Source organism: Maribacter litoralis, assembly GCF_003075045.1.
Lineage (GTDB): Bacteria > Bacteroidota > Bacteroidia > Flavobacteriales > Flavobacteriaceae > Maribacter > Maribacter litoralis.
On sequence record NZ_QCZD01000001.1, the window covers coordinates 1,005,463 to 1,021,275 of the forward strand.

Annotated in this window: 6 protein-coding genes; 1 reads left to right on the forward strand and 5 read right to left on the reverse strand. The window is 36.7% G+C overall.

Annotation, left to right across the window (positions count from 1 at the left end; all coding sequences use genetic code 11):
• Positions 1–12 precede the first annotated feature (12 nt).
• From DCS95_RS04620 to DCS95_RS04640, 5 genes are all read right to left on the reverse strand, one after another.
• Complete coding sequence (locus DCS95_RS04620; protein WP_244178377.1) at positions 13–3,102, reverse strand: SusC/RagA family TonB-linked outer membrane protein; 3,090 nt, start codon at positions 3,100–3,102, stop codon at positions 13–15.
• Positions 3,103–3,573: 471 nt separating this feature from the next.
• Positions 3,574–7,053, reverse strand: a complete 3,480-nt coding sequence (locus DCS95_RS04625; protein ID WP_116769640.1) for a VCBS repeat-containing protein — start codon at positions 7,051–7,053, stop codon at positions 3,574–3,576.
• Positions 7,054–7,059: 6 nt separating this feature from the next.
• On the reverse strand, positions 7,060–8,580 hold the full coding sequence (locus tag DCS95_RS04630) for a sulfatase family protein (RefSeq protein ID WP_116769641.1): 1,521 nt from the start codon (positions 8,578–8,580) through the stop codon (positions 7,060–7,062).
• Complete coding sequence (locus DCS95_RS04635) at positions 8,577–10,397, reverse strand: arylsulfatase (protein ID WP_116769642.1); 1,821 nt, start codon at positions 10,395–10,397, stop codon at positions 8,577–8,579. Before DCS95_RS04635 ends, DCS95_RS04630 begins: the two co-directional genes overlap by 4 nt.
• Before the next feature lie 13 nt (positions 10,398–10,410).
• The gene (locus DCS95_RS04640) at positions 10,411–14,637 is read right to left on the reverse strand and encodes a hybrid sensor histidine kinase/response regulator transcription factor (RefSeq protein ID WP_164674117.1); all 4,227 of its coding nucleotides are present in this window, start codon (positions 14,635–14,637) and stop codon (positions 10,411–10,413) included.
• A 235-nt stretch (positions 14,638–14,872) separates the two neighbouring features.
• Here DCS95_RS04640 and DCS95_RS04645 point away from each other — a divergent pair, with 235 nt between their 5' ends.
• Positions 14,873–15,742 (forward strand): AraC family transcriptional regulator, encoded by an 870-nt coding sequence (locus tag DCS95_RS04645; protein ID WP_116769644.1) that lies wholly within the window; start codon positions 14,873–14,875, stop codon positions 15,740–15,742.
• Positions 15,743–15,813: the final 71 nt, after the last annotated feature.

The following is a 15,813-nucleotide window of genomic DNA, read 5'->3' on the forward strand; positions in this document are numbered from 1 at the left end:
ACTTTTTTTTGTTTAAAATGATACTTGTAATCCTAGTCTAAACTCCCTCGGTGTTGGATATGTACCTTCGTCTACCCCTGAATTGAAAATACTGTTGTTTCCTGTAGCTCCCCTACTGTTTCTTCCTACCTCTGGATAATAACCAGTATAATTGGTAATGGTAAACAGATTAGTTGCCGATACATACAATCTCATTTTTTTGATTTTCATTTTTTCAAGTAGTGCATCGCTGAACGAATAACCCAACTGGGCATTGCGAAGCCTGAAGTAATCACCAGGCTCTAGGTAAAAAGTAGACATCCTTCTATTGAACCCTAAATCTGCTCTGGTATTCTTAGGGATATTAGTAGAAGTATTAGTTGGTGACCAAGCATTTAAGGCGTCTGCAAAATAGTTACCTTCCAAGTCAAAATAGCCTCTATACTTTGTTCCGTTTAGAATTTCATTGCCCGCAACACCGTTGAAAAAGAGGTTAAGGTCAAACTTTTTGTATTCCGCCGTTAGGTTAAATCCATATTCAAGGTCTGGCGTAGGGTTTCCTATATAGGTACGATCATCATCGTCTATATCACCATCGCCATCTAAATCTTTAAACTTAAAATCTCCGGCGCTTGGATTACCAACTTGATCGTTGGCAGCAGTAGCCTCGGCATCCGTTTGGTAGATTCCGTCCACGATATACCCATAAAAAGAAGATATAGGTTGACCAACGTCGGTTCTGGTACTGTTAATTGTATTTGATGTAAACGACCCTTGAATGATCGGGGAAGCATCGCCCAACGCAGTCACCTCATTATCAAGCAATGAGAAATTGGCAGAAACCCCTAATACAAAATCGTCGGACAACTGCTCTTTATAGTCGGCTAAAAATTCAAAACCCTTATTCTCTACACTGGCTGTATTAAAGGGAACCTCATTACCAAACCCGGTGTACAAGGGTAGTCTAAGACCCACCAATACATCTTCAGATTTTTTAATAAAATAGTCCATTGTAAACCTCAACCTATTGTCCAAAATACCCAGTTCGGCACCAATATCAGTGGTTTTTGTGGTTTCCCAGGTAATGTTTTGATTTACACCCTGCGTGATGGAATAACCCGTAACCCTGGTCTGTGCCTCACCCAAAATATACTCGCTAAATAAGTTCAAGGATGGATCGATCGCGTAGGCAGAAACATTGTTTGAACCTATTTCTCCATAACTGACCCGTAACTTTAAATCAGAGATCAAGGAATTGTCTTCCATAAATTTCTCGTTGCTTACGTTCCAACCCAAGGCCATAGAGGGAAAAGTTCCCCATCGCAAATCATCAGTAAACAAAGAGGACCCATCTCTACGAACCGTGGCCGTAAGAAGGTAACGATCATCGAACACATAGTTTAACCTAGCAAAATATGATTGAATGGTGGAAGTGATATCCTCAGAAGGTACATTCTGAATTTCCAAAGCAGCGGACGCCACCCTAATATCATTGGAAGGAAAGCCTCTGGCAATTACCCCTAAAGACCTTGAATTGGTCTCTTGCTCGGTGTACCCACCAAGTAGATTGATAGAGTGATTTCCAAATACTTTTTGGTAGTTCAAGGTATTTTCCAATAACCATGATTGGTACGTTACGTTGGTTTCATTCAATTCAGCCATACCACTTGACACCCCTGTTGCTAAAAAAACGGGATGGTTTGGGGTAAAGGTGTAATTATTGTTGTTGTAGTATTCCAGACCTAGATTCAACTTATAAGTAAGGCCATCGATAATCTCATAAGAAGGAGACAGGTTTCCTAAAAAAGTATTTCTGGTGACCGTACGATCTTCCAAAGCAGCCATCCCTAATTCGTTATAGATAGACGATTGGCCATAGAACGAACCAGGAGAAGCATCAATTCCTCTTTCCTCCAAATCCGATGAGCTCCAGTCACCATTCGAATCCTTCAATCTTATAGTGGGCAAAATATTTCGCTCTTTGTTAAAATAAGGGTTCGGATTGTTTACGGTTCGTGTTAGTCCTAAGGTTGTTTCTAATTTAAACTTGTTTTTGGTAAAACTTCCATTAGCCCTTGCCGTATATCTTTTAAAATCGGAATATTTTACTATTCCATCTTGGTCAAAATAGTTCATCGAAAAGCTGAACAGCGTATTCTCCCCACCGCCTGCCAATCTTATATTGGTATTTTGAACGGCTGCGGACCTCAGCGATTCCTTATACAAATCGCTTGAATATGAGGGATCAAATTCAGTATCGTTAGCAGGCTTTCTTGCTGAACCGTCATTGTCGTCTGCCCTATTTGATATTTCGGCATATTGACTTGCATCGGCCCAATCAAGAGTATTGATTACACTTTGAAAACCATAACTTGTATCAAAATCTACGGTAAGTCCGCCTCGTTTACCTTTTTTAGTTGTGATGATTACAACACCGTTAGCGGCCCTTGAACCGTAAATGGCACTTGCAGAAGCATCTTTAAGAACCGATATCGATTCAATATCCGATGGGTTAAGCGACTCCATCCCTCCGGTCAACATGCCGTCGATTACATATAACGGTCCTGCATCTGACATCGTACCCGTACCTCTAATGGCTATAACTGCACTTGCCCCAGGGGAACCCCCTTGGGTTTGAACACTGACCCCCGCCATACGACCCTGTAATGCCTGAGAGGCATCGCTATAGGTGTATTTATCAATATCTTTGGATGCCACCTGCGAAACAGCTCCTGTAAGATCACTTTTCTTTTGTGTTCCGTATCCAATTACAACCACCTCATCTAATTGACTTGCATCCTCCTCCAGCACTACATCAATAATGGATTGCCCAGAAATAGCGACCTCCTTAGATTTAAAACCAATGTAACTAAAAACTAAAATTCCATCACTTACATTCCCAATGGAATAGTTACCATCAAAGTCGGTTTGTGTACCATTTGTAGTACCCTTTTCCAAAACCGATGCTCCAGCAAGTGGCATACCCGAACCATCGATTACTGTTCCTGAAACTGTTCCATCTTGAGCCAGGACATATTGGTTACTCGACATTAAAAGACCAATGACCATTAAGATCAATGGCACCCAGCTGTCGAATAATTTCATTGCTTTTGTTAATCCCATAATTTTGTATTCTTTATTATTTTATATCATCAAATGTATTCCCAAGTCCTTAAGGATAATGCAACATTTGTTTTTATCAATGAAACAAATGATTAAACGACTCGTTTTAAGACTGATATACAGTAACCTTTTGAAAACTATCTTATGTTAAGTGGAATTACGATCTATTTGAGGTTGTAAAAATGATAATTCAACGGGACCAAATAAAAAAAGGTAGGGCAATTGTATTACAATTGACCACTACCTTATACTTACTTTTCTAATTGTTTTGTAGCACTTAATTCTCTAATAAATCATTATATAACAATATTACCATTCATCATTAAATACTTCTTCTTTGCAAGACCAATCGTTTTCTGAATATCTTTCAATGTGAGTCTAAAAGCATGTCATCCATACACTCTAAAAACAGGTTATGTGACATTTCTAAATATTGAGTAGCTGTTTCCTTTACTTATGGTGTATGCACTATTATTTAAATTCAACAGTGCGAATTGCATCTGATTTTAAAATATACTGTGCTGGTTGGGACAGATAGCCACTACCCCAATATCTTTCTACTTTTCTAATTTTTCCATTCTGCAACTCTAGGGCAGCCTTAGTAGTGCCATTTGGCCAAGAAATTATTGAATCTATCTTAGCATTCTGATATTTAAATCCTTTAGTACCTCCGTTATTTACCGTAACCACAAATCGCGGTTGTTGATCACTATTTTGATACTGAACTAAACTTTTGGTGTCACCGGGCACGTAAAAACCACTTTCCCTATAAGGTAATTCCCTAAAACCTCCTTTGCCATCACCTAACAGAACCAATCCATTGCCACCATCTATATACCCAGAAATCACCTCTGTATGATATAAATTACCTACCGCTAACAAATCTAAATTTCCATCAAAATTAACATCGGCAACTTGCATACCCTGTACAACAGAAAATTGAGCAACCAACGGCAGTTGAATAGGTTCTAATTTACCATCTCCTGTATTTTCCAGATACACTGAGGCAAATTCGCTGGCTTCCAAAATTTGCATAGAAGTAGTGTCTAACACCCGCAATAAATCTTGAGTGCTAGATTCTGCAAATTCCTTATAACTTCTAAACACCCCTTTTACACTATTTAACTGGGTAGCCAATAAATTTCTAGGTGCTATACTTACTTCTTTATCACGGATAAATCTTGTAGCTATGGCATCAACACTGCCATTACTATCAAAATCATTCGCATAAATACGTAGCGGTTTTTCCTTGGTGACTTTGTAAGCATGGTTACTGCCCAGATTACCTACGACATAGTCGGTATCGCCATCATTATCGAAATCGCCCCCAACGATACTATTCCACCAACCTTTTGCAGAATCAATGGAAGGTGAAATTGCAGTTTTAATTAATTTTCCATCTTTCTTTTTAAATAACGTAATCGACATAAACTCACCTACCACTAACAAATCCATTTCAGCATCATTATCTACATCAGAAAAAATTGCTGAGGTAACCATACCGATTTCCGATAGTTCTGGCGCCCATTGTAAGGTTACATCTGTAAATTTACCCACATCATTACGTAATAAATAACTTTTTGGGGCAATTGGAAAACTCCCTGGTGTCACCCTACCACCTACAAACAAATCCAAATCACCATCCCCATCAAAATCAGTGGCCACTGCGCAAGAACCACTTGCCAAGATTGGTGGTAACGCATCGGGGTTATATTTAAAATTGCCCTTTCCATCATTTAAGTACAACCTGTCTTGATAATGCCCTTTATCAAAGTATTTTACCGCACTGCCTCCACTTACTATATAAAGATCCAAGTCGCCATCTGTATCGGCATCAAAGAACAATGCTCCTCCATCTTCATAAATAGGCTGTTCGGCTAATGGCTTAGCGATGAAAGTACCATCATTTTGTTGAAACAATAATTGTCCTGAATTACCCCGGCTACCACCAATAAAAATATCGTCTAAACCGTCTCCGTTACAATCCGAAACTGCTGTTGAAGGGCCATTATAATCGAACTGATGTAAAAGTAGGGGCTCATGGATAAAATCGTTTCCCCTGTTTTCTACGTGGGTATGGTTTAACATGAAAGATGTCAATAAGGTAGAACCCTTATTTTTTCCTTTCGCGTTAACCAATTCTATTGTTGATGGATCAATGCGATAAATGGTATCTAAACGTTCCGGAGAAAATTCACCTGAAATTCCATCTGGCCATGTAATAGATACTTTTTGCAACTCTTTATTCTTTGACAAGCCAAAATGTAATTTTTGCTGAGAACTAGACATGTATCCCTTAACCGGATTTTTTTCTTGATACGCCACTGTACCATCTTTAAAATGCAATCCTACCTGTGCACCATATGCATTCTTATTATTTTCTTTACCTATTACGTCTAATTGTAGGTAATGGTTTTTATTTGAGTTGTTCTGATATAAAAATGCAGGGGCGTTGATGTTATTAACCACCAAATCCAAATCACCATCATTGTCAAAATCGGCATAGGCTGCACCGTTACTTAAAGAAGCCTTGTCAAAGCCCCAATCTTTCACTTTATTTTCAAACTTTAATTCGCCCTCATTTTTAAACATGTAGTTGGGCAAGTATATACTATCTAAGTCTAAAATTCGCTTCACAACCTTTGCTTCGCGCATTTTACCCGTTCCCTTTTGAAAAATATGTTGCTGACTAGAATAATCTTGAAAATCATGGTCGGTTATATTTCTTCTGAAACCATTCGTAATATATAAATCTTTAGATCCATCATTATCAAAATCCGCCGCTAAGGGAGCCCAACTCCAATCGGTTTCATGCAAACCTGCCAAGCGACCAACTTCGCTATATATTGGCTTACCATCAGTACCTTCACCTCTGTTCAATTGCAACACATTACGAATAAACTGTGGCTGAAATCCTTTTTTTATAGTTTCTTTAAAGTGTTGTGGATTCATGTTGGCCGTCATGGTTTTTTGGCGCTCATTTGACTCGGGAAGCATATCCAAAACAAAAATATCAAGCAGTCCATTATTCGTAAAATCAGCCATTTCTATTCCCATACTATTACGGGCGGTATGACTAAAATAAGATGACAATTGATCTGAAAACGTACCATCTTGATTGTTGATGTACAATAAATCACTAGCTAAAAAATCATTGGCTACATAAATATCGGGCCATCCATCTTTATTGATGTCGGCAACGGCTACTCCAAGGCCATATCCTTCTGTTAAAATACCTGCACTTGCCGATACATTTTTAAAAACGGGATGACCGTCTGGACCAATACCTTCATTTCTATATAATTTATCAGTACTGGGACCCGATCCATCTTTTAATGTATAAAGCTTTTCTACTTGATCTGTATTCTCCTTGGCATGTGTTAACAAGTACAGATCCAAGTCACCATCCTTATCATAATCCAAAAAGGCCGCTTGCGTAGAAAAACCACTGTCGGCAATGCCATAATCAGCTGCTTGCTCGGTAAAGGTAGCATCCCCATTGTTAACATACAGCTTGTTTTTTCTTATGTTTTCAGTGGTGAATCCACCAACGGAAACATAAATATCTAACCATCCATCTTGATTAATATCAACGACAGAAACCCCGTTGTCCCACGAATCACCAGTAATACCGGCCACCTCTGTAATATCTTCAAAAATAAAGCCCCCTTTATTCAAATAGAACTTGGAGGGTACTAGGTTACCCGAAAAGAAAATATCTTCCAAGCCATCATTATTAAAATCTCCTACCCCAACACCTGCACCTATGTATAAATAAGGAAATGAGAAATAATGCATTTCTTCTGTTTCCCAAATCTTATTATTGAAATCTATATTAGATTGCTTTTCAGATATCAACGTAAATCGTTTCTCCTCTACCTTTCCTTTACAAGCCAATAATAATACTGCCAGTAGAACTATGCACCCATATCTCCAATTAAACTTCAACATCTAGCGTTATATTTTTGATTTAAACGTGGCGTAAGTGGCTGATAAGTCTAACGAATCTTTCATCTTCATTTGTAACTGTTGCAATTCTCCAAAAAGCTCTTCCACCTTTGCTTTATATTCTGCTTTGGTTGCTAAATCCTTCATTTCATCTGGGTCTTCTTCCATGTTAAAAAGTAATAGTTTGTTCAACTTTGGGTATACCAACAATTTAAATCCATCTTTTCTGATCATTCGCTGCGAATTAACATATGACCCATAAATTGACGGGTAATAACTACTTTTCTGTGTGCCCTTAACCAGTGGTAATATGCTACTAAAGAACACCTTTTCTTTTGCTGGCGCCCCTGCTAAATCTAGCGCAGTGGCCATAGCATCTTGAATATAGATGTCAGTATTTACCTTTTTGTCTTTAGGTATATCCGGTCCGCAAATAATAAAAGGTGCACGTATACTATGATCGAACAAACTTTGCTTGCCTATTAGCCCATGTTTGCCTATGGCCAAACCGTGATCGGCAGTAAAAACTATATACGTATTCTTTGGATCTAAAGTTTCTTCTACTTTTTTCCAAATTTCCCCAAGTTGTTGGTCTAAATGCGTAATTAATGCATAATATTCTTGAATGTGTTTTTTGGTGGCATAGGCTGTTCTTGGAAATGGGGCCAAAGCCTCATCTCTCAATTGGTAATCATTATCTATACCTACTCTATCTGGGTAGACTTCTTGCCAATTTTTTGGAAGCGAAATTTGCTCTAAAGGATACATGTCCAAAAATTCTTGAGGTGCTTGCCTAGGGTCATGTGGCGCATTAAAAGCCAAATACATAAAAATAGGCTTCTCTCGGTGATTGATCTCATCTAAAAACGCAACTGCATCGTTTTTAACAATCTCGCTCCAATGTGTACCGCCCTCCCAATAACCACCATGTTTTGTGTCTGCAGGATTCCACAAGGTATCCTTTTCATCTATTGGTCTATTGTATCCCAAAGGCATCACCGTTGCCGGATTGATATCTTTAGGCAACTCTGCAAAAGTTTTTACCATAGCAGCATGGTCCCAACGATCTTTGGGCATACCTGGTCTTTCATTTTTTACATAGTCAAATACTTTTTGAGTCTTGGCGGTAACATGCCACTTGCCTCCCATATAGGTTTCGTAACCCGCAGCTTTCATATATTGCCCCCAAGTATGTTCCAAGTCTTGGTCTTTCTTCCAGGCTTCATACTCCTTTTGTGCATCCCAAACACTTAAGCCAGATAATATCATTGATCTTGAAGCTACACATACAGCACCATTCCACGCGCCCATATTGTAAGCATGTGTAAACGTGGTCCCCGTTGTGACCAAACGATCCAAATTCGGCGTTTTTATTTCTGCATTGCCCAAAGAATTTATAGCATCATATGTATAATCATCTGCAAACAAGAAAATGAAATTCGGTTTTTCTTTCTTCTGTGTTTTCTCTTGTTCTTTACATGCAATAAAACAACTTATGACCCCTAATATGATAAGTAAACGCTTTTTCATATTTTGGTAATATTTACATAATACGCTGGAAATTCTGATGTATCTGGAGTAATAAAACTGGCAGCCAACCTATACCTTCCGTTCTCTAAGCTACCGGTAACGGAGATATGACTTTCCGATGCTTTTCCGTCTTGCTTAAAAACAAGGTTATTTAATTGAATTTGACCACCCACTACCTTTATCCCTTTACCTTTTGCTAGTCCGTTCCAATTGGGTTTAGAGGCTATTTCTTCTACAGTGTCGTTTATAGCGAAGTTAGATTCTGGTGGATATCGGTACAAATCGAATTGATAGTTTCCCGGTTCAGTAATTTCTATTAAATAATATCCCTCTGGCTGTTGCTCACCCTTCCGTATCAAATCTTGATTCCACGGTATTGGATCCTCTGAATGTAAATCATGAATGGTAAGCAACACGTTTTCGTTGTTTGGCGTGTTTAAAGGAATGCTTGAATAATGCATATCTTGTTCAGTACTTTTCCACCAATCTTCATAAAACGCTTGCATATTCTTTACTCGCTCTGGAAATTTGGAACTCAAGTCTTCTACCTGACCAAAATCGGTATCCATGTTGTAAAGCTCGTTGCCGTTAACCAATCGCCACTCCCCTTGCATAACACAACTATTTCTATATTTTACCGGCCATTGTAAACGTTGGGTGTCTACAACCAACATTCGGTCCTCTAGTTTTTTATTTATATAAAACACTTGAGAAACATCGGTTCCATCCAATTCATTTTTTGGAGTAAAGTCAATGCCGCAGAATTTGGCTAGCGTAGGTAATATATCTACATGAGATACTAGATCATTACTCTGTTCTAAATGATCGGCAGTTATATTTCCTTTTGGCCAATGGATTAAAAACGGCACTCTATGACCGCCATCATAAGGACTACTTTTTGTTCCTTTTAAATTCGCATTATAACCTGTAACCGCCCCATTCTTTTTACCGATACCGGCCGCCGTACCATTATCTGTGGTAAATATTACAATCGTATTTTCTAATTTCCCTGAAGATTCTAGATATTCCATCAGCTTACCAATATTGTCATCTATATTGCTAATCATTCCATAAAAACGTTTTTGGGTATCATTTAGATCAGCATCTGCATACATATCTAAATATTCTTGAGGAACGTTAAACGGACCATGAGGTGCGTTTAAAGCTACATATGCAAAAAAGGGAGTATTCTTCTGATCTTCAATATATTCTATAGTTTCATTAAACCAAACATCTGTACAATACCCCTCGAACTTTTCAGGTTTGCCATTTCTAAAATAGGTGTCATTAAAATAATCGTTATTCCAATAATCTGGCGTTTGCCCTATACCGCCACCGCCATGATACAGGGCATCTTTAAAGCCCCTATCTTGTGGTCTATACGGATAATTATCACCTAAATGCCATTTACCGAACATGGCTGTATTATAACCATCCTCTTGAAAAACTTCTGAGATGGTTTGTTCTTCTTTGTTCAATATAGAGCAGCCACCAATGGTATGCCATGTATTGTTTCTATTACTATTGCGACCTGTGAGCAAACCAGCTCTAGATGGTGTACAGGTTGTACCAACATGAAAATTGGTAAGCTCGGTAGACTTTGCTGCCAAAGCATCGATATGTGGCGTTTTAATGATGGGGTTACCATGAAAACCGACATCACCATAACCTTGATCATCACTCATTATAAAAAGAACATTCGGTTTTTCAAATGAATGTTCTGTAAGCTGATTTTTAGTACTATTATCTTTACAAGAACTTAGAGAACATGCTAAAACACATATAAGTGCAACAACGTAATTAATGGTTTTATTCATTGGTTTTATCCTATTAATCTTGTTCTACCTTTGTTTTTTTAATGTATTCGCTTGGTACCACTCCAAATTCTTTTTTAAAGCATTTAGAAAAATAGGATGCCGTATTGAACCCAGTTCTGAACATTATTTCCTTCACCGAAAAATCGCTGTTATCCAGTAATTGAATGGCCCTTTTTAAACGAATATTTCTTATAAATTCACTTGATGACAAACCGGTAAGCTCTTTGAACTTTAAGTATAGATTACTTCGACTATGCCCCATTTCCTTCACCAACATTTCTACATTAAAATCGGTATTCATCATGTGTTTTTCTACCGTTTCCACTGCTTGCTGTAAAAACTTCTCGTCTAAAGAAGTAACCGTTACTTCTTTTGGTTGTAGCGTAATTTCTTTTTTAAATCGTTTACGAAGTTCTTCCCGATCCTTAAGGATGTTCGCTACTTTAAGCTCTAAAACCTGAACGTTGAACGGCTTCTTTAAATAGGCATCTGCACCATGCGACAAACCTTCAATCTCACTTTCTTGCGAAGTTTTAGCGGTTAACATAATTACCGGAATATGACTGGTAATGTTGGTGGTTTTTATCATTTCACAGAACTCAATACCGCCCATTACCGGCATTACTACATCTGTAATAATAATATTTGGCAACACTTTTTTAGCAATCTCCATACCCCGTTCACCATTATTGGCCTCAAAAACCGTGTAGGTTTTACCCATAACCTGTTTAATGAACTGTATAATATCTGGATTGTCATCTACAATAAGTAACACAGGGTTTTTAGACCTGACCTTAGATAGATTGTAATCTTCGAGCTCGTCATTTAAATCTATTGCCAGTGACTCAGCCTCAGAAGATCGAACCAAATAATCATTATCGGTTATTTCCTTACAGCTAATATCATCTGCATCTTCGTATGCTTGTTTATCGGTTGGTAACGTCACCGTAAAACAAGACCCTCCACCTTCATTATTTTCAACGGAAATACTGCCCAAATGTAACTCCACCAAACTTTTGGTAAATGCAAGACCTATACCTACGCCTTTAGAGTTTACTTTTTCATTTTCTTTCTCGGTATAGTATTTTTCAAAAATGATACTCTTTTTAACATCTGAAATCCCTAAACCGTTATCTTTTACTTTTATGATTACGTTCTCTTTTTCTGATACTTCATCTTTTTCTACATCGATCGCTACTGTAATTTCACCTCCTTCAGGTGTAAATTTAAAGGCGTTGGACAATAGATTGTTTATCACCTTTTCTAATGCATTGTGGTCAAAGTAAGTCTTATAATGTGCTTCTTTTGAAACAATATTGAATTTTACCGATTTTTTAAACGCCAATAATTGAAAGGGCTCTGCCACTTCTTTTATAAAGAAAACAATATCGGTATGCCTAACTACTAAAGACATTTTACCCTGATTGATCTTTCTAAAATCTAACAATTGATTTACCAATCTTAAAAGATAGTTGGTGTTTTTATGCATTAGTTGATACTGCTCTTTTAAGCTAGATGCTTCCATCTCATCTTTACCGCTTAACAAATACTCTAACGGAGCTTTTATCAAGGTAAGCGGTGTTTTAAACTCGTGAGAAATATTGGTGAAGAAATCGAGTTTTAAGGTCTGTAGCTCATCATTTTTCTCTTTTTCCAAATGTTCTAGCTCCAACTGATGCTTTTTGGTGTTACTAATAATGGTAAACCTCCACAAGCTAACCAGAAGCAATAATAGCAGTATGCCATAAACAATATAAGCTACGGTAGTTCTATAAATAGGAGGTTTTACGGTTAAATTTAGGGTGTACGGAGTAGTATCCCATAATCCATCATTATTGGACGACTTAACTTGCAGTGTGTAATTACCAGGTTCTATATTGGTATAGGTCGCAAATCTTTTGTCAGAACCGGTGTACACCCAATCATTATCAAAACCTTCTAATTTGTATGCGAATTGATTTTTATTGGGTGCAGAAAAGTGTAATGATGAAAACTCGAACGAAAAGCTATTTTCACTATAATTCAGTGTAATATCTTCCACTTCAGATATATTCTTATCCAATAAAACCCTACCATTTACTTCTTCACCTACAGCAATCTCCTCATTAAAAATTGAAAGCTTGGTAACCACCGTTTCCGGTGATGTTTCATTATCATATATTTCCCTCGGATAAAATGCATTAAAGCCGTTGATACCACCAAAAATTAATTCACCATCCTTGCGTTTTACCGCAGCCAGCTCTTGAAACTCACTGTCTTGCAGACCGTCTGCGACATCAAAATTTTTAAAGATTTCTTTTTCGGTATCGAATCTTGATAATCCCTTATTTGTTGAAACCCATAGTTGACCTTGTTCATCTTCTAAAATCGCCTTAATTACATTATTCGGTAAACCTTCTTCTATGCTATACGTTTTAAAAGTAGCTACTTCACCTTCTTCACCGGGTATTAATTTATTTAATCCGCCGCCAAAAGTACCTACCCAAAGCTCTCCCTTTCTACTCTCAAAAAGTGACAAAATGTAATTATGACTCAAAGAAGAAGCATTTCCTTCTTCAGTTTTATAGGTCTTGAATTTTGGCTGTTCTTTATACTTTTCCGTTATGGTCAATTGACTAAGTCCATCTCCGGTAGCGATCCATATATTTCCTTTACTATCTTCATAGATATTCCTTACTATATTATTGGACAAGGAATTAGGATCACTAGAATTTTCTTGAAAATTTTGCTTTATATAATTACCGTCATCGCCTTTTATCCATCGATACAAACCCCCAGAATATGTGCCTATCCATAAATTATCTTGAGAATCGTTCAATAAGCTAAACACACTACGTTTTAAACCTTGTAAACCGGTTACGTTAGAAATACCGTTTTGAGGATTTGTAATATCTATTCTAAATAAATAAGGATAGTTTTGACCGCCTTGCAAAAGATATTTTTTGCCTTTAAAACTAATCTCCTCTAGTGCAAATACTTTTCTAAGCTGATTTGTAGAGGTAAAGGCAGAATATTTTTCTTTGCTTGCGACGCTTTTATTTAAGCCTCCCCCTTCTGTACCTACCCAAAGTGTGCCATTACTATCCTCAAAAATTGACCTTATTTTATCGTAGCTAAGACTGTTCTCCCTCAAATCACGTTTAACATGTTTGAAGTTTTTCCTGTTCGGGTCAAACTTGTTTACCCCACCACCATTTGTACCCACCCATAAAATACCGGTTCTATCAATGTATAAAGAAGTTATAATATTCTTACTAATACCGTTTTTATCTTCTGGTCTATAAGTGAACGATTTTAATAACTTGGGCTGTTTTAAACTAGAAGAATTATCAAAGTATAGCAACCCATTATCGGTACCCGCCCAAATGTGGTTTTTATCATCAAAAGCCAAAGAAGTATAGTTGCCTCCTTTGATTTTTATAAATTCCGGGTCTTCCTTGGTACCCTGAACATACAAACCTTGCCCAGTACCAATTATAAGTTTGTTATAACGGTCTTGCGCAATAACACCCACAGATTCATGCTTAAAGCCTATGTCATCATTAATTAGTTTAAAATAGGAATTACCCTTGGCATCAAGTTTTAACTGGTAAATTCCCAAATGCCCGCCTAGCAGCAACTCACCATCGGCATTTTCATAAATAGAATTAATAACACTACCATCTTGTTGTTTGTTTTGATCTTTAAGTACAAACTTGAATTTTTGAAACTTGACACTGTCCATGGACACCGATAGGTCAAGCATATTAATATCTTCTTTGGTAGCGATCCACAATCTATTCTTACTATCTAGATATAAACGGGTTATGTAATCATTTGATAGACTATGCTCATTTGCTTTATCAAACTTAAACTGCTTAAAAGTCTCTTTCTTTTTGTTGTAATAAAAAAGTCCGTCACCGGTACTACCTACCCATAAATTACCTTTTTCATCGCCCGTCATGGCATAAATAAGATTACTATTTATGTTGGTGCTTTTTTGATCAGGTTTGAAAACGGTGAACGAATAGCCATCGTATCTATTTAAACCATCATGTGTACCAAACCACATATAACCGTATGAATCTTGATAAATACAGTTGACATCACTTTGAGAAAGACCATCATCGGTACCAATTTGATCAAAATAAAAGTTTTCTTGACCTTGTGCCATCAGACTATATAGCAATACCATAAACATGAAAAAACATTTCATATTTATTAATGCAAAACGTGCTTTAACCTGTTCTTTTGAATACATTTTAATCAGTATTCCTTGAGCTAAAATTGGGAGAATATTCATGAACATTAAAAATGATAAAGTTTACTACAATACACTGAATGAAATGATTTCATATGTAGAAGATATGGTTTTATTCGTCCTTTTCCGCCTTGAAACCTAGTAAAACCCTATTCGACAGTATAATGTAATCAATATAAATCATATATTTTTTATACATCACAAAATAGTTCGTATTTTGTGATAAACTCATAAAATGAAGCTTCATTTACTAGATAGATCTAGTGTTGCGAACACATCAATTACCGTTTCTCAAAATAATTATAAGAACTTTTTAAAGGTTTGGCATTTTCATGAAGAGCTAGAATTGGTATATATTATCAAAAGTTCGGGTACCCGATTTGTTGGAGATAGCATTGAGAAATTTCAATCGGGCGAGGTGGTTCTTATAGGTAAAAACGTTCCTCATATGTGGTTAAACGATGATGCCTATTTTGAAAAAAATTCTACGCTTACCGCACAAGCAGTTTCCGTTCACTTCAAAGATAATTTTGTGGGACACGAATTTTTATCGCTACCAGAAATGCAACCCGTAGCTCGTCTTCTAAAAAAAGCAGCACAAGGAATTAAGTTCCACAACATTACGGATAATATAAAAAATGAATTAAAAAACCTTCATAGTCTTGAACCTGCAATTAAAATAACGCGAATAATTGAATTATTAAGCAAATTAGAGCAACAACAAAATTATACACTATTATCTAGCAATGGGTTTATTAATACGTTTCATCAAACAGAAAACGAGAGATTGAATATTATTTATGAATATGTATACCAAAACTTTCATACTCCTATAAGCTCAAAAGATGTTGCACAGTTGGTCAACATGAACGCATCTTCATTCAGTAGATTTTTTAAAACTATCCACAGAAAACCTTTCACTAGATTTTTAAATGAAATACGAATTGGCTTTGCTTGTAAAATGCTTCTAGAAAATAAGGACAGTATAACTTCAATTGCATATGCATGCGGATTCGGAAATATTTCAAATTTTAATCGTCAGTTTAAAATCATTAAAGATCAATCTCCTTCTTCCTTTTTAAGCAAACATCGAAAACATTTATAGGTTTTATGCAAAAAAAGTATCAGATTTGGTATTTAATGAGGTGGTTTTAGGCAAAATGTTCCCATAATTTT

Excerpts from the sequence above, each read along its gene's own strand:
- DCS95_RS04620 (WP_244178377.1), bottom strand. The coding sequence starts at position 3,102 with ATGGGATTAACAAAAGCAATGAAATTATTCGACAGCTGGGTGCCATTG.
- DCS95_RS04625 (WP_116769640.1), bottom strand. The coding sequence starts at position 7,053 with ATGTTGAAGTTTAATTGGAGATATGGGTGCATAGTTCTACTGGCAGTA.
- DCS95_RS04630 (WP_116769641.1), bottom strand. The coding sequence starts at position 8,580 with ATGAAAAAGCGTTTACTTATCATATTAGGGGTCATAAGTTGTTTTATT.
- DCS95_RS04635 (WP_116769642.1), bottom strand. The coding sequence starts at position 10,397 with ATGAATAAAACCATTAATTACGTTGTTGCACTTATATGTGTTTTAGCA.
- DCS95_RS04640 (WP_164674117.1), bottom strand. The coding sequence starts at position 14,637 with ATGTATTCAAAAGAACAGGTTAAAGCACGTTTTGCATTAATAAATATG.
- DCS95_RS04645 (WP_116769644.1), top strand. The coding sequence starts at position 14,873 with ATGAAGCTTCATTTACTAGATAGATCTAGTGTTGCGAACACATCAATT.